Source organism: Micromonospora sediminicola (assembly GCF_900089585.1).
Taxonomy (GTDB): Bacteria; Actinomycetota; Actinomycetes; order Mycobacteriales; family Micromonosporaceae; genus Micromonospora; species Micromonospora sediminicola.
In genome coordinates this window covers 851,527-872,078 of record NZ_FLRH01000003.1, presented here as the reverse complement: position 1 = coordinate 872,078, position 20,552 = coordinate 851,527, and the positions used below count along the sequence as shown (strand labels likewise).

Genomic DNA, 20,552 nt, shown 5'->3' with positions numbered 1-20,552 from the left:
AGCGCGCGGATCACGACAACGCCAGCCCCGCGACTACAGTCACTCTGATCACCGAGTCGGCGTGGAGATGATGTGAGCAAGGAAGAGATCGTCAAGAAGGGGTACCTCACCCCTAACGGCCTACGCGGCAAGCGCTTTGGAGACTTCGAGCTGCTTGAGCTGGGCTCGACAACCGTCTCAACCCTCGCGCAGCTCGGGCTCGACTTCACCCCTGCCGCTAACATCAGTTTTCCTACCAAAAGGTACAAGCCGCCCAAGAGGCCAAGCACGTGTCGTCCCGATGCGGTCTACCTCCAAAGAGTGGATAGCCGCCTGGTCCCCATCGCCGTCGCCGAGTGGAAGGACAGGTCGAAGCTCCGAAGCGAGGAGGAGGCTCAGGAAGCGGCCGAGCAGGCTATCGTCGCCGCTCTCGCGATGGGTGTGGGCATAGCGATCACCACCGACGGCAGCCGTTTTCGATATCTTGACGCTGCGACCTCGGCGACATCCGGAGAGGTTGTCGAGTTCGACGAAGTCCGAGACTTGAGCCCCGCAGTCCTGGCCGATCTGCACCGTGGCGAGTCCGGCTTGGTTCGCGACCCCAAAAGCCTCGCGGAGACGGTTTGGCAGACCATCTGGCACGCCACCAAGGCCGAGCCGAAAGACTGCCTCCTGACCTTCGTTGAGATCTTCATGCTCAAGTTCCTCAGCGATAACCTTCCGCTGTCGGTCCTCCCTGCAGATTTTCGTTTCGAGGCACTGCTCCTCGACCCCGAGGATTTCAAGCAGCAAAAAGGCACCTCGCAAATCGAATACTACGTCAACTCCATCCGACCAAGAGTCAAGCAGATTTTTGCCGATCGCCTAATAGTCGATGACGACAAGGTGTCGGAGCTCTTTGGTCTTGCCACGATCACCTCACACACGTCAATCATCAACGGCTTCGCCTTTCTTCGGTCGTCGTCGACCGTCACCGTCTCTAGTTACAACCGAACCTTCTGCGAAATTCTTGACGCATTCCAGGAGTTCGGCTCGCTGACAAACATCGACCCCGAATTCAAGTTGCGGCTATACGAAATGTTCCTCAGGCGCAGCGCCCGTCAGCAGCGCCTAGGGCAATTCTTCACGCCTCGAAATATCGTCAAGTCGATGGTCAAGATGGCACAACTTAGTTCACTCCCGGACGACTCCGTTGTGCTAGACCCGGCTGCCGGCGTTGGCGGCTTCCTTCTCGAGCCCCTTCTCTTCGCCGATGCACTTCCCGGCAATATTCAATTTGTCGACGGGAAGCCGCGGCAGCGAGTGAAGCTGGTCGGCGTTGAAGTAGACGTAGATACAAATATCCTGGCCAAGGCGAACATGCTTTTGCATCTGTCGGAGCTAGTGCGGGATTCCAGCACAACGCCGGCGGCACTCAACCAAGCACTCGCCAACACCTTCATTCTGCTCAACGGAAACGAAACGCTCGGGGCGCTTGAGCACCCTCCGCGAGACAGCGTCGACGTCATCCTCACAAACCCGCCGTACGTGACTCAAGGATCATCGATTTACCGCAAGGAGATCGAACACGTATCCGGGCTCCGGAATGGGGCAGTCCTCAAGGATTACTACGACAATGGCGGACTTGGTGTAGAGTCGCTGTTCCTTCGGTACATTTCTGGGGCACTTCGGCCTGGAGGGCGTGCGTTCGTCATCGTGCCGCTCGGCCTACTCAATCGAACCGCACATCTCATGAAGTCTCGCCTGCTCGCAGAATGCAACATTATTGCGAGCATTCAGCTTCCGCGTAACGCCTTCTTCAACACGGCGCAACCGACTTACATTCTTGTGCTCGAGAAGCGCCGCGTCATGAATCAGAGTCGGCCCCCGGTGTTTTGCGGACTAGCGCGTACGATCGGGGAGACGCTTGACTACGAGCGCGTAGCGACGCCCGAGGAAAATGACCTCGCGCTGCTGGCAGACCTCTTTGTTCAGTTCCTCAAAACTTCTCCGCCCAAGGTGGATCGCCCAACTCTTTATCAGGACAGTCCCATTGCCAAGTTAGTACCCTCCGCCGAGTTCGCGAAAGATGAGCGGTGGGATGTTGTACGCCATTGGACGGACGAGGAGTATGTCGCGCTCGGCGTGCGCACCGAAACGGTTGAGCGCGCTGACTTCATCAAGTTCGCTGAGGACACCCTCATGGACCTGCTGGACGAACTTCGCCAGGCCAGGGAAGAGTTGGAATCGCTGACCGCCGGCGACATGACTCAGATCCGCCTGTCAAACGCAGCGAGGTTCCAGATTCGATCGGGTGTGCGGATTAGGAATGTGGATTTGCGAGAGAACCCTGGGGAGGTTCCTGTATACAGCGTCTTTACCCGTAGAGATACCATCAAGGGAAAAATCTCCAGGATCTGGCTCTCGGATCGGGGGATACGGCCCGAACTCTTTCCGTCGGTAACGGTAATGGCGACTGGGGCCTCGGCGGTTGGCACAGTCTTCTTTCGCGAAAGCGACTGCGTCATGACTGACGACGTGGTAATTGTTCAACCCTGGTCACGGCCGGCCGAGCGGAAATGGAAGAAGCAGAAGGTTGCTGACGCCCTCGGTGTGCCCGTGGACACCATTGTGGACGAAGAAGTCGACGACGCATTCGAGGAACATGCGGGTCTGACCGGGCTGAGTGAAGCCGACGCGCCAAGCCAGGAGATCGACCTTCACTACTTAGCCGTCGCCCTAAGCCAGACGATTGCTCAAGGTGGCTATCTCTATGAGGCGAAGCTATACACGAAGCGGGTAGGCCAACTATCGGTAGACGTTCCGGTGATGGCCGACGGAACCCTCGATCTCGAACGGCAACGGAAGATTGCGGCAGCAGCTAAAAGGCTCGACGCTATCCGTAGTCGACTTGAAGAGACGGGCCGGTGGAGCAAGGCGGTGAGACTGGCGTAGCCAGAGCAACTGAGCACCTCGCCATCTCGTCTGCCGTCGACCCGCCCACCCGGGGAGCGGGCCACCGCCTGGCCCGCCACGTCAAGCGGACCTTGACGGCTCGTACGGACGCTGGCGGGCCAGGCGGTGGTCTGCTCGGCTCGTCCCGGGTCGATGACAGACGGGATGGCCTACCGCAACCACCCACGGACCGCGACCCGCCGATGGAGCCCCGGCCATCCTGGAGCCGGAGCGCCCCCGCCGGAGGCGCTCTAACCCGCAACCCCGCGACCGCCGCCAGCTCGCCGACGCGGCCAGCGTCCGCTCCCCTACACCGCGCGGGCTCGTGGCCGCGCGGCCCGGCCGGCTGCCGGCCCACCCCTCACCCGTCAACGGCCTGTCGTGCTGCGGCGGCCCTCCGGGCTTCCCCGCTCTCCGCGCCAGCCGCCGGGCATCCGGCGTGACGGCCGCAGAGCGACAGCGGCAGCGGCTGGCGCGCGCCCAGGCGGCGGCGCGTGCGGCCCGTCAAGGGCCGCCTTGAAGACGTACAGAAACTTTGAACGGGGATTCTGGGAGGGTGCTGTCCGGTCTCGGGACCTGCGTGACACATCGGTGTCAGGACCTGGGTGACACTCCGCCGAGTGTTGGTGGAGATGAGCGTGATGGAACAGCGGTATCGAGCCGTCCAGGACGTGCTTGCCGGATCCACGGTCACGGACGTCGCCGAACGATTCGGGGTCTCCCGCCAGGCGGTGCACCGCTGGCTGGCCTGGTATCAGGACGAGGGCTTGGAAGGGCTGGCGGACCGGTCCAGCCGGCCGCGTTCCTCGCCTGGCCAGACTTCTCCTGAGGTGGAGGCGCTGATCTGTGAGCTGCGCCGGGATCACCCGCGATGGGGTGCCCGTCGCCTGCTCTATGAGCTTGGCCGTCGTGACTGCCCGGGTCCGATCCCGTCTCGGATCACCGTGCATCGGGTGCTGATCCGGCACGGCCTGGTCGATCCGACACCTCGCCGGCGTCGGCGTGAGGACTACCGGCGATGGGAACGTGGCCGGCCGATGGAACTGTGGCAGATGGACATCGTCGGCGGTATTCAGCTGGCCGATGGCGGTGAGGCGAAGGTCGTCACCGGCGTGGACGACCACTCCCGGTTCTGCGTCATCGCCGCCGTGGTCCGCCGGGCCACCGGTCGGGCGATCTGTCTCGCCTTCGCCGAAGCCCTGCACAGGTTCGGGATTCCCGAAGAGGTCCTCACGGACAATGGCAAGCAGTTCACTGCCCGGTTCGGCCGCGGCGGCGGTGAGGTGATGTTCGACCGGATCTGCCGAGAGAACGGCATCACTCACCGGCTGACCAAGCCCCGCTCACCGACCACCACCGGCAAGGTCGAACGGTTCCACCAGACCCTGCAACGCGAACTACTCGACGACGTCGAGGTCTGGGCCACCCCGGAAGAGGCCCAAGCAGCGATCGACGTGTTCCGGCACGAATACAACACCGAACGGCCGCACCAGTCCCTCGGGATGGCGTTCCCGGCCGACCGTTTCACCGCCCAGCCGGCTGAGGAACAGCTGCCGCTGCGGCTGCCGCCAGCGCTGGCCACCACCATCCCTGCACCCCGCCGGCCACTGCCAGCAACACCGGCACCGACGCCTCCAGCACCCGCCGGGCATGCCGTCGCCCCGCCAGTGCCGGTGGCCGCCAGCGGGGACGTTGGCCTGGCCGTAGAGGTCACCCGCCTCGTTCCCGCCTCGGGCAACCTCACCGTCTGCGGACAGCAGTTCTGGCTCAGCCCCACCCGCGCCGGACTTCCGGTGACCCTCTGGGCCGACACCACCGTCGTTCACCTGCTCGTCGACGGCGTCCGACTCAAGACCGTCCCGTCCCGACTTACCCCTGCGCACCTGCGCCAGATCCTCGCCGACGACGGCCAACCGGCCGGGCCACCACCGATCACCACCGGCACCATCCAGGCCGGCGCCCCGATCGAGGTCGAACGGCTCGTCAACGCCACCGGCCTGATCGGCCTCGCCGGCCGGCAACACCCCGTCGGCTACCACTTCGCCGGCAGGCGCGTCACCGTCCGCCTCGACCGCGGCCTCATGCAGATCACCGCCGACGGCGTCCTGCTGCGCAGCCTGCCCAACCCGCTGACACCGGCCGAAGTCGCCCGCATCCGCGACGCCCGCCCCGCCGGACCACCACCAACACCGGCACCCGAACCCCTGCGGGTCGAACGCCGCGTCAGCTGCCGAGGATCCCTGGTCATCGCTGGTCAACGCATCCACGTCGGCATCGCCCACGCCGGAACCACCCTCACCGTCGAAGCCGCCGACACCACCTTCCGCGTCCACGACGGCGACCAGCTCCTCAGCGAAGTGCCCCGCACCACCACCAAGCCCATCGCCCGGTTCAAGGTCCGCAAACCCGAACCACCCAGACAGAAGACGTCCACCCGGGAAGGGATGGCATGATCACCGGCGTGACCGAACCCCCCGAACTGGTCATCGGACTCCCCAACGACGACCATCTAACGGTCCGCGTCATGGGAAGAATGCACCCCGGCAGCACCGACTACTGGGACGGCAACTGGCTGATCAGCCCGATCTCGGCCCACGTGGGCGGCTTCTCAGCACAGCTCGCCGCCGGGCTACGTGTCGATGAACTACAGACCTTCCGACACGGGCTAGAGCTGATCAACCAACAACTACGCGGCGAAGCAGTGCTCACCTCACTTGAACAATGGATCTCACTGACCGTGACCTGCCGCCCGAACGGCTCGCTGTCCGTCACCGGAGAGCTTGCCGACAATCCCGGCATCGGGAACCGCCTGACGTTCGCCATCACCGGCCTCGACCAGACCAACATCCCAGCGATGCTCACAGCCCTGTCGGCACTCGAAAGTGCCTACCCACTCCTCGGGCAGCCCTGACCCCCCCGTCTGAAGAACCCGTCAGACGGCCAGTCGCAGGAAAACCTCCCTCAACTGATCGCCAGCTACCCTCACCAGAGTTAGCAGTCGTCTAGCCGGACGTGTCACCCACGTCCCGAGACTGACCTGTCACGCAGGTCCCGAGACTCGACATCACCTGGCGGAGCACCTGGCGGAGCTGCGTCGCACATCAGCTGTCGGATCACACGGCAGCCGGCAGCCGGCAGCCGGTCGCCCCGGACTGTCGCTTCGTGTGGCAGTCTTCGCGGCAGGCTGATCTGAGGCACAGGAGCCCGCCGCCATCTGCGCACCATGAAGATCGCCGGTGCGTTCACGATGATCGTCGGCACCTATCGCCGGGATCGTCTTCTTCCTATTGCCGGCCAGTGTCCGGGGGCCGAGACCACCGAGGGATCGGGCATGCGATGTAAGGGCGCCAGGCTTCAGACCGGCGGGGGCGCGCTGGGTTGATCCGGGGCCTTACCCTGGCTCGGTGCTGCTCGTTGCTGATGCTCCGAAGATCACCGACTGGCTGCAAGCGTGGGGCAGCTTGGTGGGTGTTGGCGTCTCCACGCTCGCCGTCATCATCACCGGGGCCCTGCTCCGCCACGAGTTGCGAGCACGACGCGAGGACAAGGAAGATGCCGATGCCGCGCATGCCAGGCTCGTCTCCGCTGGACTCAGGAACCCCGGGATAGCCGATGACGGGACTGTCGAGCACGTCTATCTGGGCGTGAGGAACTACAGCAGCGGGCCCATCTACGAGTTGTACGTGCAGATACGGGACAGCCGAGGGGGCCAGCTCGGCACCTTTGCGGGCGACAGCCGAGGAAACCACCCCAGCATCTTTGCGGGCAACAGCCACAAATCGCGCGGCCAGCGGATGGCCCTCGCGGAAGAAGCCGTCCGACGCGGACGGAAGAACATGTACTACAAGAGACACCTCGGACCCGGCGCAGAGCTCGACGACGAGGTGTCTATGTATGTCTTCACTACGCCCGTGCCGTCGGTGGACATGTTGAGGTTTGCCGACGTCTCCATTGACTTCATCGACGCCGCTGGTTACGCGTGGTCCAAATTAGGTACCGATCCCCCCATTAGACTCCGGGGGCCACGGCAGCGGAAGCTCCGCCACCCATTCTGGTCGGCCCTCTGGGAGTATTTCTGGCCGATCTCTACCCCGGTTCTGCGGATCATGCGGCTGAGGCGATTGATCCGGCGGCGGGTGAGAGACGCGGTGAACGCGATGACACGCTATATGCAGGTGCAGACGGTGCTTCGATACAATAAGCGATTCGGTGAGCGCCCGGTCCGAAGGGGCTCGGACGTCAGGGAAGTGAAGGGGCCATAGACCGGGGTAGGCGACGGACGGGCCACCTCACGCCACTGCCGCAGCAGCTCGTCATGACGCCTGCTGGCCAGCACCCGCGACAGGCCGATCCGCTCTCCGCTGCTCATCTGGAGCACGTACAGGTTTGGCGAAGGCTCCATCTACCAGCGCGCCAGCGATGGCCGCTGGGTCGGACAGGCATACGTCCTGACGACGGACGGCAGCCGTAAGCGCAAGTTCGTCTACGGCGCCACCTGGGAGGAAGCCCATGCCAAGCTCACCGAGCTGAAGTCGAGATCCCAGCGCGGCATACCCGTACCCGATCGGGCTTGGAAGCTCGCCGATTACCTGCCCTACTGGCTGGCCGCCTTCGTCACTGACCTCAAGCCCACTACCGCGCGGGGATACGAGAGCGCAGTACGTCTGCACTTGATCCCCGCACTCGGCACCAAGCGCCTCGATGGCTTGCAGGTACAGCACGTCAAGGCGTTCATGGACGACTTCCGGCGCAAGTGCCTCTGCTGCACCAATGGCCTCAACGACATTCGTCCTGCTGACCGGCGGTGTTGCTCCGTTGACCGCTGCTGCGAGAGCTACCCCAGCGCACGGCAGATTCAGTTCGTGCATGCGTTGCTGCGCAACGCGCTCCAACACGCGATGCGCGAGGAGCTGGTGCCCTGCAACGTCGCCAAGCTCGTCCGGGTTCCCTCGCCTCGCTACAAGGTCGGTAAGGGTCTGTCCGTCGGCCAGGTGCGCAAGATCCTCGCCGCCTCTGCTGGTCATCGGCTCCACGCGCTCTACGTCGTGGCCGCCACGATCGGCCTCCGGCGCGGTGAACTGGTCGGGCTCCGCTGGTCGGACGTCGACCTGGACGAGGGCACCTTGCGGGTTCAGCAGACCGTCCAGCGGGTGGCGGGACAGCTCCACGTCCTGGACGCCAAGACCGAGGATTCGGAGGCGGTGTTGCCGCTGCCCGAGGTCACCTGGCTCGCTCTGCTTGAGCACCAGGAGCGCCAGCAGGCCGAACGGACTGCGCTCGCAGAGGTCTGGCAGGACCACGGCCTCGTCTTCCCCTCCGAGCGGGGCACCCCGTTGGAGCCGACCAACCTCAGCCGTTCGTTTGCTCGGCTTCGGGAGACCGCCGGTCTGCCCGGTGTCCGCCTTCATGATCTGCGGCACACGGTCGTGTCGCTGCTGATGGAGTTGGGCGTCCCGCCGCACGTCGTTCAGGCCATCGCCCGCCACGCGGACGTGAAGATCACCCTCAAGGTCTACGCTCACGCCAACCTTGATGCGATGCGTCAGGCGCTCGGCAAGCTCGACGGGCGGCTGTCATGAACCGCGTTGCCGTCAGCGTTGCTGTCATCGGGCCGTCTCGTGGCGGCCACCGCCGCGAAACGCCTGATGGTGTTGGAGCCCCCGGCCGGGATCGAACCGGCGACATCTCGCTTACAAGCAGAAGCGCCGTTTAGCGTCGTGCCTTTCCAGCGCTTCCGCATGATCACCGCTTGCGCAAACCCGATAAGCGAGTGGTCGCCAACTAGGCAGGCTTGGCCGGCCGGACGTCTTCGGGTGCCTGCTGCTCGCCGACGGTGAGCTTGAGCTCGCGGAGCGCCCGGATCGCTGCCACCTTGTCCCCGTCCGGGGCGTCGGAGTCGAGGACCGCGTCGACCGGCTTGCTCCCCGATCGAACCGCTCTCACCAGCAGCACCTTCACCGCGTCCTTGCAGTCCAGGTCCAGGACCTCCTGGACAAGGTCCCTCGGTACGCGCGGCGCCGGTTGAACATCCTGCGGATCCTCGCCGGTATCAAGGAACCGCAGCACCGCCCCTGGGGCCCAGCCGAACGCGGTTTCGACGCCTCCGTACGTCCCGAGACGCACGGGTAGCCCCTTCTCCACCCTGGTCCAGGTGACCGCGCTCATCGGCGCTCGCGCGGCGACCGTCTCAACGGCGAGACGCAGTGCAGCCCGATGACGCTCGACGAGCTTGCCGATGGCCGCTCGGTCGTCCTCGGTCATCTGTCTGGTCATCAAGTCCTGCACTTCGGGTCGGCTACTGACAGCTACCCACAGGATGCCAGGAAACCGCAGGAAACCGAAACCCCGAGACGGCAGCACTGCGCCATCTGCGTACGTGAATTAACCCCGCCTTAAGAACCTCACCGCAGCTTGCGCAACCTTCCAGGATTCCTAGAGGTTCCTGTTGCCAACTTGCCACACAGGTTCCTATAGTTTCCGCCATGACGACTTCCAGGGGATCGCGCGCAAGCGCCTTCATCGCCGTCAACGGCGATGCCATCCGGGAGGCGCGGAAGCAGCGGGGGCTGTCGATCGAGCAGCTCGCCACGCGGGTCGGGGTCACGAAGCCGTACATCAGCAAGCTGGAGCTGGGTCACTCGCTCCGCTGCAGCGTGACCGTCCATGCGTCGCTCGTTCGCATTCTGCGTCCGGCCCGCTCCGACGCCTTCCGCGCCGACAAGGCGGTGGCCTGATGGGCCGCGAGACGCAGGGCTTCGCGGCGCTACCGCCGTCGCAGCGGCAGTTGACCGCTTCGCTCGGCTCGCTGACCCGCTGGTCCCGGGTGAACACCCAGGAGGACCGCACGGCCGCGCTCGCGCCGGCGCGGGCGGCCCGGCAGCGGCAGTGGGAGCGCCAGGCCGACCCGGACGGCGTGCTCAGCCCGGCGGAGCTGGCGGCCGCGGTCGACCGGCTGAAGAAGGCGCACTACCGCCGGATGGCTCTCGCGAGTGCGAAGAAGCGCCGTCGTGCGGCGTGAACGACACGAGCCCTCAGCCGCTGGAACGGCAGAGGGCCCGCAGTACCTGTCCCTGACCCGCCAAGACCAGGAGATTCAGATGACCGACATCGTAGCGGAAGTGCCCACCATGGGGCAGCCGCAGACCCGCAACAACACCGAGCCGGCGAAGCCGGACCACTGGCTGACCATGGCCGACGAACTGCGCCAGGTCGCCGACCGGATCGCGACCCTCGCCGGCACGCCAACCCCGCCCGTCTTCGGCCCCTACGTCTCCATCTACTCGAACTACAACCAGGAGGACGGGGAGCGCTCGACGCCGATCGTGGACGCGCTGGCCTCCGCGTTCGGCGTCAAGGCCGAGACGAAGACCGAGGGACGGGGACGCACCCGAACCACCAACCGGGAGATGCGCACCAACCACGGGAAGGTCCGGCTCGTCGCGTCGGCGCGGATACCGAACCCTCCGACCCGGCAGGAGAAGGTGCGGTCCAGGGCCGAGCTGGAGGCCAAGGTCGCCGAGCTGGAGGCGCAGATCGCGCAGAGCGGCGGCGGACGATGACGTCGCCCTGGCCGAACCCGCCGCAGCTTCCCGGCAATCCGCGCACGGGTGAGCAGCCCGCTTTTCCTGCCACGCAGACTCTGCCCGGTCCCGACCGGGCTGACGTCTCGGAAGGTGAGTGCCTGACCCTCGACTCGTACGGGGTGACCGGCGAGCTGCTGGACGCCATCCGCCAGCCGCTGGTTCTGCCGGCTCCGATCACGGACCCGGCGTTGCGAGGTGCGGCGTGAGCCTGTTCCCGACCCCGGCCCGCCGCGCCCTGCTCGACCAGGTCGCCGCCGGCCGCGTCTTCCGCGACGCGATCAACGATTCGTACATCCGCGCCGACCGCAAGGTCACCGCGACCATCGCCGACCTGAAGCAGGCCGGCTGGGTCGAGCTCGACCGCGACCGGCCGGGCGACTACTGGCGGCTGACCGCGCTCGGCCGGGCCGTGCACGCGGTCCGGCTCATGGACTACGGCACCCACGCCGTCGCCGAGACCGGCCCCGTCGACGACCCGACCGTCCTCGGCGAGCTGAGCCGCGACCTGTGGCACCTCGGCCGCTGGACGGTCGAGGTCGGCCCGAACGCGACATCGAACCTGCGCCGGCCCGCTGCGGTCGCCGCGCTGCACCGCCTGGCCGTGCAAGCGCTCGTCGACCTGGAGCACGACGCGCTGGACGGTGCCGCATGAGCCAGATCGACAAGATCGATGGCGGCGTAAACACCGCCCGCGTCTCCGCCGCAATGGCGGACCGCATCTACCGGGACCAGCAGCAGACCGACGCTCGCCGCTACCTGGAGCGCACCGGCAACGCCGACCTCCTGCCCATGCTCGGCCTCGTCGAGGTAGCCCCGACGAAGCGCCAGCCACGCAAGAAGACCGGCGGTGAGTCCTCGTGACCGACACGATGCGCGCCGCCGGCGCGCTGATCGTCCTCGTCCTGATCTGCCTCGCCCTCTGGGCCGTCCTCATCGGCGGCTTCCGCCTGGTGTGGGCCTTCCTGCTCTTCCTGATCGGAGCCAGCGCATGACCACCACCCTGACCTGCCCCGGCCGAACCGCCGTGGCCACCCTGACGGCCGCGGTGAGGGACTTCCTCGGCGACCGGTTCGCCCGGGAGCCGGAGCACCTCGGCGCGACCGAGGACTGGCACCCGCTGGCCGACCTCTCCGGCCGGCCGGTCATCGGCGCGATCGCCGCGGCCCCGCACCGCGAGGTCGTCGACGAGCACCTGGGCGTGCTCCGGATCGCGTCGCTGGAGCCGGCCCGCCTGTTCAACGCGCTGGCCTCGGCGGTGGCGCGATGAGCCTCGTGACGCTGCCGCACCCGGACTGGTGCGAGCCCGCCCTCTGCGACGCGGAGGTCCCGTCCCTGCCCGCCGCCGGCGGCGTGCACCGCGGCGTCCCGCACCGCATGGTGATCAGCCTGACCGGGGGCGACGCGGTGCTCGTGGTCGCTCAGCTGCAGCGGCCCGGGTCGCTGTGGTTCGGCGAGTCCGACAGGAAGCGACGCACCCTCGACGAGGCCGCCGACCAGCAGACCAACCTCGCGGTGCAGGTCGCCGGCGGCCCGCTGACGCTGATCCCGGTGTACGAGGCGCGGATGCTCGTGCGCAACATCGCGCCGCTGCTCGGCATGACCGTCGAGGCCGCCAGCGGTGTCTAGGTCGCCGCGCCGGCCCGCTCGCCCAACCGTCCTGCCGCACCGGTACGTGCGGCAGGACGGCGTGCCCGCGGACCCGTGGTCCGGGCTCGCCCCGTGCCGGGAGTGCAACAAGCTCGGCCGCGCCGGCGACGTCCAGCACCCGGAGCCGACCATGCCGCCGACGCCACCCGAGGCGCAGGAACTCGAAGCCCGGATCCTCGGCGAACGGGAGTGGTGATGGACGACTTCACCCCGCCGCCGGCGCTGACCGCCCGGATCGACCAGACCCGCGCCGCGCTCGTCGACCTGGTCTCCGCCGCCGACGAGCACGTCGACGCGGAGGCGTGCCCCCACGCCGGCGTCTGCCCGGGCGACCAGGTGACTGACGTCCTGGAGGCCACCGACCGGGACGTCCGGGACGACCTGCTGCGCATGGCGATCGCCGAGCTGGCCCGCCTCGGCTACGCCCGCCCGACCCGCTACCGGCTCACCCGCGCCGCGTACGCAGCCCTGGACGCCACCCAGCCGCGCCAGCCGTGGCCGTTCGGCGGCCACAGTGCCTAGCGCCAAGCCCCGCGCCAACGCCTCCCTCGGCCTGGAGGTCTGGGCCATCGGGAGCTGGGACGAGCTGATCGGCCTGCGGTCGCAGCTCGCCGCCGCCGGCCGCCTCATCGAGGTCGGCGACCCGAGCGTCCTCGTGGGCCCGGACGCCGGCCGCTACCGCCAGTACATCCGTGTCCACGTCCGCACCAGCGAAGGAGCGAGATGACCGCCCGCAAGCTGAGCCCGGGCGGCCTGCCCGTCTACCGGGTCGACGAGATCCCGGACGGCATGGCCACCGCGACGATGCTGCGCCGCCAGCGGCGCCGCCCCGCCCAGGGGCAACCCGCCGTGGCGATGCTGTTCTACCACGGCAACAAGCACGCCCCGCTCTACGAGGTGTCCGCCTCCGCCACCCTGCCGGCCCTCTCGCCGCGGCGGCAGGCCGCCTGGACCGCGGCGCGCACCTGCGCGCGTTGCGCCACAACCAGGGACACCCCGCTCGCGCGCAACCACGGCGGCCGCCGGCTGTGCCTCGGCTGCAACCGCCTGGAGCGGCTCGCCGCCGCCCGGCCGGCCTGGCTGACGCTGCGGCAGCGGGCCGTCGACTGGGCGCGCACCGCCATCCTCGACAGCGACGTCGTCCTGATCGCGCTCCGGCAGCTCGGGCACGGCTGCCCGATCGAGGTCCACGCCATCGCGCTCGACGGGCAGCCGCTCGTCGACATCCTCGTCTGGCCGAAGTGGCCGAGCCCGAAGGTTGCCCGCACGCCGGGGGCGATCGACGCCGACCGGCTCGTGCCGTACCTGATGCCGCTGATCGGCCGACGCCTCATCTACGTCGGCACAGGGTGGACCCAGACACCGATGGGGGTGCTTTCCGCCGCCAGCGAGCTGTGGTGGCGCTACGAAACCTCGCTGGCCGACCCGTCGATCAAAGAGCACCGCGACGACGAGTTCCGGCAACGGTGGACCGACTGGCACGCCCGCACCTGGTCCAACGGCGACGGCCTCTGGACGGGCTACCACAACCACTACGGCCTGGAGCGCATCGACGTCCACGGCGACAGCGCCGCCGACCTGACCGCCGCCATGCGCGAGGGCTTGACCGACATGGCCCGCGACCGGCACCCGGACGGCCGGCCCGCCTGCCCGTGGCTACCCCCGACCGGGACCACCCCCTGTGGGGCCCGCCCCTTCCTGAACGGGCTCTGCCGCACCCACGGCGGCGACGTCGACCAGGAGGTGCCCGATGGCCGATGACCGCCTCCGGAAGGCCCTCGCCGAACGCTACGGCGACCCGAGCGAGGTCGCCGCCGAGCAGTCCGCTCCGCCGCCGGCGCCCGCGCCGCAGCCGGTCAACCCGTCCGACAGCCCGAAGCAGCACCGCCGCCGGGTGCTGCTCGACGCCCTGAGCCCCAAGGCCAGGGCTGCATGAACCTGCTCACCGACAAGAACGGCGCGGCACCCGGTCCAGGGGTGCCGCGCCGACTGCTCAACCTCGAAAGGCCAAGCGTGAGAAGCACCAACCGTACCGCGTCCGACCGACTCACGGGAGGCCGGGCGTGACCGCCAACAGCACCACCGGCGCCGACGTCGACCTCAAGCGCGGCCGCGAGTCGCCGCAGTGGACCGACGTGCACGACTGGGTCGCCCTGTCCGGAGTCAGCCCCGGCGCGATCGCCCTCTACGTCGTCCTCCGGATGCACGTCAACCGCTCCCGCGACGACGACATGGTCATGACCAGCACGCTGACCCTCGCCGTGCTGATGGGCATGTCCCGCGGCGACAAGATCAAGGGCTACCTCGACGAGCTGGTGACCCTCGGCGCCGTCGACGTCGACCGCAGCGGCCTGCACCGCCGCAACACCTACACCGTGCACCAGCTCCCCCCGCCCGGCTACACCGGCAAGACCACCCTCAAGGCGTGGTACGAGGAGCACCGGGCGCTGATCGCGCTCAAGCGAGCCGACGAGAAGGCCAAGCGCGACGCGCGCCGGGCCAAGGCAAAGGCGAAAGGCCAGGTCAGCCCTGTCACCCCCGATTCGGGGGAACAGGCCGACGAGCCTGTCACCCCCGATCGGGGGGAACATGTCACCCCCGATTCGGGGGAACCTGTCACCCCCATTTCGGGGCGGGAACCTAAAGAAGTTGAACCTGATGAAGTAGAACCTCCTACTCCTCCTTCTGGTTCCTCGGCTACCGGCCAGGAGAAGGAGGAGACGCCTTCGGCAGATCAACCCCAACCGCGCAGCGTCGAGGACGACCTCGCCGCGGAGCTGATCGCCGCCCGCCCGGACTGGTCGCCCCGGGTGCTGCGCCAGGTCCTGGCCGACAACGCGGTCCAGGAGCGCAGTTGGACGCTGGTCGCCGCGGCGTTCCGATCGGCGGCCACCGACCCGAAGACGAAGACGCCGCGCCGGCTGCTGCACGAGGCGTGCCCGCACTGGCACCGCGCCGCCCACCAGCTCGGTCTCCTGCCCGATACCAACCGCACGGCCACCCCGGCGCCAACGGCGACGCCGGCTGCCCAGGCGGTACCGGTTGACGATGGCCGGCCGGTCGTCGGCCACACGCCGGCGGCGCAGTTCGCCGCGACATCCCGGCGCGGCCGTGCCCTCGTCGAGGCCGCGCTCACGCTGACTCATCGAACCGGGGAGTGACCAGGTGGCCCTGACATGTCGAGCCTGTCGCGGTACGGGACGATGCCCTCTCTGCGACGGCAAGTCCGCAGGAATTCTGTTCGTGTGTGGCGCCTGCTCGGGCACAAATCGGTGCTACATGCAGTGCCGCGCCGAGCAGCTAACGCTGTTCACCGCCGACTTCTCCCGGCCCGCGACCTCTGGGACGCCCGCCGCCGGGAGCGCCCGGTGACCGGGCCACGCCGGCGCGGCCGGCCCGCCTGGGAAGCCGATCTGGCCGCCCGACAGGCCCGCACCCCGACCGAGGCCGCCGAGCGGGCCCGCCGCGGCCGCGCCCTGGTCGAGGCCGCGCTCGCGGGAGACGCACCGCCCGAGGCCGCCGAACGCTCCGAGCCGTCCCCGCCCGCCGGCTACGAGTACGTGGCCTGCGTCGGGTGCTACCGGCCCGTCTGGGGCCTTCCTGGCTCCCGCTGCCCTGCCTGCAAACCCGCCACCCCTGGAGGAACCCCGTGACCCACACCGACATCAGCATTGACCTGGCCGCCCGGGCGGAGGCCCGCCGCGTGTACGGGCCGACGATCGACGCGCTGCTGGACCAGCGGATCCGACTCAACCGGGTGTGCCAGGAGCAGCAGGAGGGCCTGGCCTTCGCGTGGGGCCGCGTCGACGAGCTGCACCAGGCGGTCACCAACGCCGAGTGCGAGCGTGACCGGTACCGGGAGCAGGCGGACCGGGCCAACGCTGAGCGGCTGCGCCTGGCCGAGGAGTTGGCCGAGGCACAGGCAGCCAGCCGCCGCCTGGAGCCGGAGCTGCGCGGCCGGCTCGCCCGTGACCTGCGCGGCGAGCTGATGACCAGCCTGATCGCCGCGCTGATCGTCAACGCCACCCCGGCGGGCCCGAGCGCCTTCGAGCTGGCCGCGCATCTGCTCGGCGAGCTGGCCGACATGACGGATGGCCGTGAGCCCACGCTCGGCCAGCCCGTCGACGCCCGGCGAATCGACGAGGCGCGTCTGCGCTGGGTCGCGTCCCTGGCGGCCGCCGCTGTCCCGGCCCCGGCGCCTGCACTGCCGGTGCTCGTCGACGAGCAACCCCGGACCCGGTGGTGGCACCGGATCTTCCCGACCTGACCGATCCGCCTTCACACGGCGCGGCCACCCCTCGGCGGGGTGGTCGCGCCGATCGCGTTTTAGAACACCCATCGAACAAAGTTGATCTTTAGGCGGACTGCATGCCCTACTGGTTGGAGAGCGACACCTTCGCGGACGAGGCCGTCTGGGACGTCCTCGCCGCCGGCGACGCCAACCTGGTCGACCACCTCCAGGCCGCCTACTGCCGCCTCAAGGCCAAGGCCAGCCACATCAAGAAGGACGGCTACCTCACCGAGCCCACCGCCGTCCGGTACGCCCGCCGGCGCAAGTATCTCGACCTCCTGTGCACGCCGGTCCTCGACGAGCAGCCGCTGCTGCACCGCCCCGGCGACGAGTGCCGCTGCCTCGGCGACGCCTGGATCGAGGGCTACGACTACCGGATCCACAACTTCCTGCGCCGCAACCCGAGCCGCGCTGAGTACGAACGCAACCAGGCCCAGAAGGCCGACCTGCGCTCCGCACCACTCAAGGCCATGGTCTACGCCCGCGACGCCGGCGCGTGCCGCTACTGCCGCTCCGGGCCGCTGAGCGCGAAGGCCGGCCGGGCCCGCGACCGCCGCAAGGTCCTCACGTTCGACCACGTCGACCCGGACCTGCCCGCCGGCGAGGACGGCGTCAACCTCGTCGTCTGTTGCGCCCGCTGCAACGAGCACAAGGGCCACCGCACCCCGTACGAGGCCGACATGGTCCTCCTGGCCGAGCCCACGTCCTCCGAGAAGGCCGCCTGGACCAACCGCGACCAGGTCCTCAACGACCTCCCCGATCAGCAACAGATCACCGACGAAACAGCGACCGATCACCGATCAGACGCTGATCCGAACGCTGATCGCATCACTGATCGAACAGACGACCGGATCGCTGATCCGAACGACAACACCACGGGTGAGGTGTATCCGCAGAACGGCGGTCACCAGCACGAACAACGGTCCGCGACGGTCGAGGGGGGTGCCGGGGAGGGTCGGGTCGGGCACCGCCCTGATCACCCTGATCCGACCCGCCGCCCCACCCAACCCGCCAGGGCCCCGGACTCCCCGGACATCTACCACCGGCGCTCGCGAGCACCCGCTCCTCCGACCGCCCCTCCCGACTACGCCTGGCCTCCCGGCTCCGTGCCCGCCACCCCACCCGCCACCCACGAGGAGACCCGGTGACCTCCTTCCATGACTGCGCCTGGTGCGGCCGGCCGGACCCGACCGGCGGCTACGTCTGCCCGAAGTGCTACCGGCCCGTCGGGCACGCCCTCCAGGAGATGGCCGACCTCGCCGGCGAGCCCGACGTCAACATCACCCGGCAGGCCCGATACGGCGACCGCGACGGCCCCCGCTCGACCGAGCCACCGATCCCCGTCGACCTCAAGGCGTCGAACGCGGCCTGGGCGGCCGCCCACGTCGTGGTCACCTGGATGGACCACATCGCCACCGCCCGAGCCGTGCCCCTGCCTCGCCGACGCCCCCGAGTCGTCGGGCCGCTCTGCATCGCCGGATGGACCGCGCTGCCCGGCCGGTGTGGACACCCCTCATGCGACGAGATCCGCGACCGACGCGCCGAGCACCCGGTGGCGGCCGCGGCCCGCTTCGTCGTCGAGCACCTGCACTGGCTGCGCCGCCAGCCCGACGCCACCGACGCCGCCGAGGAGCTGCTCGGCGCGGCGCACGCGGTCAAGCGGCTGGTCGAGAACCCCGCCGACCGGTGGTACGCGGGCACCTGCCTCACACCGATCGACGCCGATCCGGAGCAGCGGTGCACCACCGAGCTGTACGCCTGGCCCGGCGTCACCTGGGTCCGCTGCCCCGGCTGTCAGACCACCCACCAGACCGGGCCCCGCGTCCGGTGGCTACTCGACGAGGCCCGCGACGTGCGAGGCACCGCGACCCAGCTCGCCACCGCGGCGGCCCGGCTCGGCCGGGTGTGCACGCCCGGGCAACTGCGGGCACTCGCGCAGCGCGGCCGGCTGAGGCAGGCCACCGTCGAGCTCGACGGTGCCGAGGGCCCGCAGGAACTGGCCGTCGACGTGTGGGTCCGTCCGCTCTACCGCTTCGGCGATGTGCTGACCGTCCTCGACGAGCTGGCTGAGCAACGCCGGCGCGACGAGGAAGACCGGGCCCGCAGAGCCGCGGCGAAGGCCTCGCGCGAGCGGCAGGCCGCATTGGTTGATCACGAGCCTGACCAGGGCGTACGCTCGGACGCCAGTGGGACCAGTGCGCCCACTTCTTCCGTCCCGGGCCCCGCCGCCGGCGGCTGACGCCGGGACGTCCGTGTCGCACGCTGGCGCGACAGACCATCCATCTGTGCAACGGGGGACGCCAGATATGACCATCCTTCACACCGACGACCGATCAACCCTGCACGGCGGCGACGCCCTGGTCGTGCTGCCCACCCTCGCGGCGGGCAGCGTCGACCTGGTTCTCGCCGACCCGCCGTACAACAGCGGCGGCCGCACTCAGTCCGACCGCACCAAGCAGTCCGCCCGGGACAAGTACGTCTCCGGCGACGCCGCTCACCACCTGGCCGACTTCACCGGCGACAACCGCGACCAGCACTCCTACGTAGCCTGGCTGTCCCTGGTCCTGGCCCACTGCCTCCGGGCGGCCCGGCCGGGCGCCAGCCTGCTGGTGTTCACCGACTGGCGGCAGCTTCCCGCCACGTCCGACGCGCTGCAGGCCGGCGGGTGGCTGTGGCGCGGCATCGTGCCGTGGCACAAGCCGATCAGCCGGCCCCGGCAGGGCGGCTTCAAGGCCGAGTGCGAGTACCTGCTCTGGGGATCCAACGGTCCGATCGACGCCACCCGCAACCCGGTGTACCTGCCCGGCCTGTACTCCGCCAGCCAGCCCCGCGGCGTAGCGAGGCGGCACATCACCGAGAAGCCCGTCTCGCTGCTGGCCGAGCTGGCCCAGGTGTGCGTGCCCCGGGGCACGGTGCTCGACCCGTTCGCCGGATCCGGATCCACCGGTGTCGCCGCGCTGCAGACCGGCCGCCGGTTCGTCGGAGTCGAGCTGTCCGAGCACTACCAGCAGGTCGCCGCCGAACGGCTGCGAGACGCAGCCCCGGGCCACGTCGAGCTGGACGCCGCGGCGGGCCCGAGCATCGCCCAGGTCCTCGACAGCCGCGTCCAGATCGACCGTCAGGCCAGGCAGGACACTCCCGCCACGACCTGACTTGATCAACGGTTGAGCTGGGCGTACGCTGACCTGCCAGTAGGACCAGTGCGTCCACTACACAGCTACCGCGCCAGTCACCGGGGATCGGCTCCCGGACGGAGGCCCCGACCACCAGGTCGGGGCCTCCGGCGTTGGCCTTGGAGGTCGGCGGTGCCGAGGGCGTGGAAGGTCTGCTCCGGCCCCGGCCCAACCGGGTCGGGCTGTGTCGAGGCGGTCCCGGCCGGCCGGTGCCCGGACTGTGTGGCCCGGGCCGAGGCGGCACGCGGCACGGCCGGCGAGCGAGGCTACGACCACCGCCACCGCCGGCGCTTCCGCCGCCGGGTGCTGCGGAAGGAACCGCTGTGCGTCTGCACCGACCGAGGCCACGGCCACGGCGACCAGTGCCTGCGCCCGTCCCGGCACGCCGACCACTGGCCCCGCGACCGACGCGACCTGGTCGCCGCCGGCGACGACCCCAACGATCCAGCCCGCGGCCGCGGGTTGTGCGGTCCGTGCCACGCCAAGCACACCGCGGCCGAGCAGCCGGGAGGGTGGAACCAACGATGAGCCGCACCCCCGAGCAGGTGGCCGCCGATCAGGCGCTGACCGCCGCGATCGAGCAGGTGCTACTGGCGTACGCCGACGATGGCCAGGCGTGGGTGCTCACCGAGTACGTGGTGATCAGTGCGCAGCAGCGGTTCGACGACCACGGCCATGGTGTGACCGCTGTCGGCTGCTTCAACCGGGACGACGCGGTCCCCGTGCACCGCATCCTTGGGCTCGTCGAGTACGCGGCAACGCGCACACGCAAGACGATCGCGACCCTGGACGAGGATCACTGAATGTCACGGAGAGTGATCGACCCCGGAGGGGTGGGGGGTGACCCCCAAGACCCCAGGTCAGCAGTACCGCCGGGGAGGTAGAGATTGCCGTGTACGGGTCTGGGAGATCCGGCACACCTGAGGGCCGTCACGCGATGTGACG

General features: G+C 68.9%; 26 protein-coding genes. 25 read left to right on the top strand and 1 reads right to left on the bottom strand.

Features of this window, described 5'->3' with window-relative positions:
- Window positions 1-72 precede the first annotated feature (72 nt).
- The 5 genes from GA0070622_RS04595 to GA0070622_RS04575 all read left to right on the top strand — a co-directional run bounded on the left by GA0070622_RS04595 (window position 73) and on the right by GA0070622_RS04575 (window position 8,492).
- The gene (locus GA0070622_RS04595) at window positions 73-2,913 is read left to right on the top strand and encodes an HsdM family class I SAM-dependent methyltransferase (RefSeq protein ID WP_091568959.1); all 2,841 of its coding nucleotides are present in this window, start codon (window positions 73-75) and stop codon (window positions 2,911-2,913) included.
- Between the two features lie 632 nt (window positions 2,914-3,545).
- Complete coding sequence (locus tag GA0070622_RS04590) at window positions 3,546-5,366, top strand: IS481 family transposase (protein WP_245666118.1); 1,821 nt, start codon at window positions 3,546-3,548, stop codon at window positions 5,364-5,366.
- On the top strand, window positions 5,363-5,824 hold the full coding sequence (locus tag GA0070622_RS04585) for a WapI family immunity protein (RefSeq protein WP_091568513.1): 462 nt from the start codon (window positions 5,363-5,365) through the stop codon (window positions 5,822-5,824). Before GA0070622_RS04590 ends, GA0070622_RS04585 begins: the two co-directional genes overlap by 4 nt.
- Window positions 5,825-6,317: 493 nt before the next feature.
- Window positions 6,318-7,175 (top strand): hypothetical protein, encoded by an 858-nt coding sequence (locus GA0070622_RS04580; RefSeq protein WP_091568956.1) that lies wholly within the window; start codon window positions 6,318-6,320, stop codon window positions 7,173-7,175.
- Window positions 7,176-7,235: 60 nt separating this feature from the next.
- Window positions 7,236-8,492 (top strand): tyrosine-type recombinase/integrase, encoded by a 1,257-nt coding sequence (locus tag GA0070622_RS04575; RefSeq protein ID WP_342672780.1) that lies wholly within the window; start codon window positions 7,236-7,238, stop codon window positions 8,490-8,492.
- Window positions 8,493-8,694: 202 nt separating this feature from the next.
- On the opposite strand, the gene GA0070622_RS04570 is transcribed toward GA0070622_RS04575, so the two are convergent.
- Window positions 8,695-9,174, bottom strand: a complete 480-nt coding sequence (locus tag GA0070622_RS04570) for a hypothetical protein (RefSeq protein ID WP_141684523.1) — start codon at window positions 9,172-9,174, stop codon at window positions 8,695-8,697.
- Window positions 9,175-9,395: 221 nt separating this feature from the next.
- Here GA0070622_RS04570 and GA0070622_RS04565 point away from each other — a divergent pair, with 221 nt between their 5' ends.
- The 20 genes from GA0070622_RS04565 to GA0070622_RS04480 all read left to right on the top strand — a co-directional run bounded on the left by GA0070622_RS04565 (window position 9,396) and on the right by GA0070622_RS04480 (window position 20,410).
- Window positions 9,396-9,647, top strand: coding sequence for a helix-turn-helix domain-containing protein (locus GA0070622_RS04565; protein ID WP_091568948.1), 252 nt, complete (start codon window positions 9,396-9,398; stop codon window positions 9,645-9,647).
- The gene (locus GA0070622_RS04560; protein ID WP_218060566.1) at window positions 9,647-9,931 is read left to right on the top strand and encodes a hypothetical protein; all 285 of its coding nucleotides are present in this window, start codon (window positions 9,647-9,649) and stop codon (window positions 9,929-9,931) included. The genes GA0070622_RS04565 and GA0070622_RS04560 overlap by 1 nt, the downstream gene beginning before the upstream one ends.
- Before the next feature lie 79 nt (window positions 9,932-10,010).
- Window positions 10,011-10,472 carry a hypothetical protein gene (locus GA0070622_RS04555; protein ID WP_141684522.1) on the top strand — a complete coding sequence of 154 codons (462 nt, stop codon included), beginning with the start codon at window positions 10,011-10,013 and terminating at the stop codon, window positions 10,470-10,472.
- A gap of 226 nt (window positions 10,473-10,698) precedes the next feature.
- Window positions 10,699-11,148, top strand: coding sequence for a hypothetical protein (locus GA0070622_RS04550; RefSeq protein WP_091568942.1), 450 nt, complete (start codon window positions 10,699-10,701; stop codon window positions 11,146-11,148).
- Entirely contained in the window at window positions 11,145-11,357 is a 213-nt protein-coding gene (locus GA0070622_RS04545) for a hypothetical protein (protein WP_091568939.1), read from the top strand. The genes GA0070622_RS04550 and GA0070622_RS04545 overlap by 4 nt, the downstream gene beginning before the upstream one ends.
- Complete coding sequence (locus tag GA0070622_RS33415; RefSeq protein WP_281186919.1) at window positions 11,354-11,488, top strand: hypothetical protein; 135 nt, start codon at window positions 11,354-11,356, stop codon at window positions 11,486-11,488. The genes GA0070622_RS04545 and GA0070622_RS33415 overlap by 4 nt, the downstream gene beginning before the upstream one ends.
- Window positions 11,485-11,763 (top strand): hypothetical protein, encoded by a 279-nt coding sequence (locus GA0070622_RS04540; RefSeq protein ID WP_091568937.1) that lies wholly within the window; start codon window positions 11,485-11,487, stop codon window positions 11,761-11,763. Before GA0070622_RS33415 ends, GA0070622_RS04540 begins: the two co-directional genes overlap by 4 nt.
- The gene (locus GA0070622_RS04535; RefSeq protein ID WP_141684521.1) at window positions 11,760-12,122 is read left to right on the top strand and encodes a hypothetical protein; all 363 of its coding nucleotides are present in this window, start codon (window positions 11,760-11,762) and stop codon (window positions 12,120-12,122) included. Before GA0070622_RS04540 ends, GA0070622_RS04535 begins: the two co-directional genes overlap by 4 nt.
- 61 nt (window positions 12,123-12,183) lie before the next feature.
- Window positions 12,184-12,339, top strand: coding sequence for a hypothetical protein (locus GA0070622_RS32400; protein ID WP_176710418.1), 156 nt, complete (start codon window positions 12,184-12,186; stop codon window positions 12,337-12,339).
- Entirely contained in the window at window positions 12,339-12,665 is a 327-nt protein-coding gene (locus GA0070622_RS04530; protein ID WP_141684520.1) for a hypothetical protein, read from the top strand. Before GA0070622_RS32400 ends, GA0070622_RS04530 begins: the two co-directional genes overlap by 1 nt.
- The gene (locus GA0070622_RS04525; RefSeq protein ID WP_091568929.1) at window positions 12,658-12,870 is read left to right on the top strand and encodes a hypothetical protein; all 213 of its coding nucleotides are present in this window, start codon (window positions 12,658-12,660) and stop codon (window positions 12,868-12,870) included. Before GA0070622_RS04530 ends, GA0070622_RS04525 begins: the two co-directional genes overlap by 8 nt.
- Window positions 12,867-13,904, top strand: coding sequence for a hypothetical protein (locus GA0070622_RS04520; protein ID WP_091568926.1), 1,038 nt, complete (start codon window positions 12,867-12,869; stop codon window positions 13,902-13,904). The genes GA0070622_RS04525 and GA0070622_RS04520 overlap by 4 nt, the downstream gene beginning before the upstream one ends.
- A complete protein-coding gene (locus GA0070622_RS04515) occupies window positions 13,894-14,079 on the top strand; it encodes a hypothetical protein (RefSeq protein WP_091568923.1) in 186 nt (61 codons plus the stop codon). The genes GA0070622_RS04520 and GA0070622_RS04515 overlap by 11 nt, the downstream gene beginning before the upstream one ends.
- Before the next feature lie 127 nt (window positions 14,080-14,206).
- Entirely contained in the window at window positions 14,207-15,304 is a 1,098-nt protein-coding gene (locus GA0070622_RS04510) for an ICP22 family protein (RefSeq protein WP_091568921.1), read from the top strand.
- Window positions 15,305-15,511: 207 nt separating this feature from the next.
- Window positions 15,512-15,796: a hypothetical protein gene (locus tag GA0070622_RS31925; protein WP_141684519.1), complete on the top strand. Its 285-nt coding sequence runs from the start codon at window positions 15,512-15,514 to the stop codon at window positions 15,794-15,796.
- Window positions 15,793-16,410: a hypothetical protein gene (locus tag GA0070622_RS04505; protein ID WP_091568918.1), complete on the top strand. Its 618-nt coding sequence runs from the start codon at window positions 15,793-15,795 to the stop codon at window positions 16,408-16,410. Before GA0070622_RS31925 ends, GA0070622_RS04505 begins: the two co-directional genes overlap by 4 nt.
- A gap of 101 nt (window positions 16,411-16,511) precedes the next feature.
- Window positions 16,512-17,582: an HNH endonuclease gene (locus GA0070622_RS04500; protein WP_091568915.1), complete on the top strand. Its 1,071-nt coding sequence runs from the start codon at window positions 16,512-16,514 to the stop codon at window positions 17,580-17,582.
- Window positions 17,579-18,673 (top strand): hypothetical protein, encoded by a 1,095-nt coding sequence (locus GA0070622_RS04495; RefSeq protein ID WP_091568913.1) that lies wholly within the window; start codon window positions 17,579-17,581, stop codon window positions 18,671-18,673. Before GA0070622_RS04500 ends, GA0070622_RS04495 begins: the two co-directional genes overlap by 4 nt.
- Window positions 18,674-18,740: 67 nt before the next feature.
- The gene (locus GA0070622_RS04490; RefSeq protein ID WP_091568911.1) at window positions 18,741-19,586 is read left to right on the top strand and encodes a DNA-methyltransferase; all 846 of its coding nucleotides are present in this window, start codon (window positions 18,741-18,743) and stop codon (window positions 19,584-19,586) included.
- A 545-nt stretch (window positions 19,587-20,131) separates the two neighbouring features.
- The gene (locus GA0070622_RS04480; RefSeq protein ID WP_091568906.1) at window positions 20,132-20,410 is read left to right on the top strand and encodes a DUF7213 family protein; all 279 of its coding nucleotides are present in this window, start codon (window positions 20,132-20,134) and stop codon (window positions 20,408-20,410) included.
- The last annotated feature ends 142 nt before the right edge of the window (window positions 20,411-20,552 follow it).

Coding starts and splice junctions, on each gene's coding strand:
- GA0070622_RS04560 (WP_218060566.1), top strand. CDS start 9,647: ATGGGCCGCGAGACGCAGGGCTTCGCGGCGCTACCGCCGTCGCAGCGG.
- GA0070622_RS04565 (WP_091568948.1), top strand. CDS start 9,396: ATGACGACTTCCAGGGGATCGCGCGCAAGCGCCTTCATCGCCGTCAAC.
- GA0070622_RS04490 (WP_091568911.1), top strand. CDS start 18,741: ATGACCATCCTTCACACCGACGACCGATCAACCCTGCACGGCGGCGAC.
- GA0070622_RS04585 (WP_091568513.1), top strand. CDS start 5,363: ATGATCACCGGCGTGACCGAACCCCCCGAACTGGTCATCGGACTCCCC.
- GA0070622_RS04540 (WP_091568937.1), top strand. CDS start 11,485: ATGACCACCACCCTGACCTGCCCCGGCCGAACCGCCGTGGCCACCCTG.
- GA0070622_RS04530 (WP_141684520.1), top strand. CDS start 12,339: ATGGACGACTTCACCCCGCCGCCGGCGCTGACCGCCCGGATCGACCAG.
- GA0070622_RS04570 (WP_141684523.1), bottom strand. CDS start 9,174: ATGACCGAGGACGACCGAGCGGCCATCGGCAAGCTCGTCGAGCGTCAT.
- GA0070622_RS04515 (WP_091568923.1), top strand. CDS start 13,894: ATGGCCGATGACCGCCTCCGGAAGGCCCTCGCCGAACGCTACGGCGAC.
- GA0070622_RS04590 (WP_245666118.1), top strand. CDS start 3,546: ATGAGCGTGATGGAACAGCGGTATCGAGCCGTCCAGGACGTGCTTGCC.
- GA0070622_RS04500 (WP_091568915.1), top strand. CDS start 16,512: ATGCCCTACTGGTTGGAGAGCGACACCTTCGCGGACGAGGCCGTCTGG.
- GA0070622_RS04480 (WP_091568906.1), top strand. CDS start 20,132: ATGAGCCGCACCCCCGAGCAGGTGGCCGCCGATCAGGCGCTGACCGCC.
- GA0070622_RS04520 (WP_091568926.1), top strand. CDS start 12,867: ATGACCGCCCGCAAGCTGAGCCCGGGCGGCCTGCCCGTCTACCGGGTC.
- GA0070622_RS04545 (WP_091568939.1), top strand. CDS start 11,145: ATGAGCCAGATCGACAAGATCGATGGCGGCGTAAACACCGCCCGCGTC.
- GA0070622_RS04555 (WP_141684522.1), top strand. CDS start 10,011: ATGACCGACATCGTAGCGGAAGTGCCCACCATGGGGCAGCCGCAGACC.
- GA0070622_RS04535 (WP_141684521.1), top strand. CDS start 11,760: ATGAGCCTCGTGACGCTGCCGCACCCGGACTGGTGCGAGCCCGCCCTC.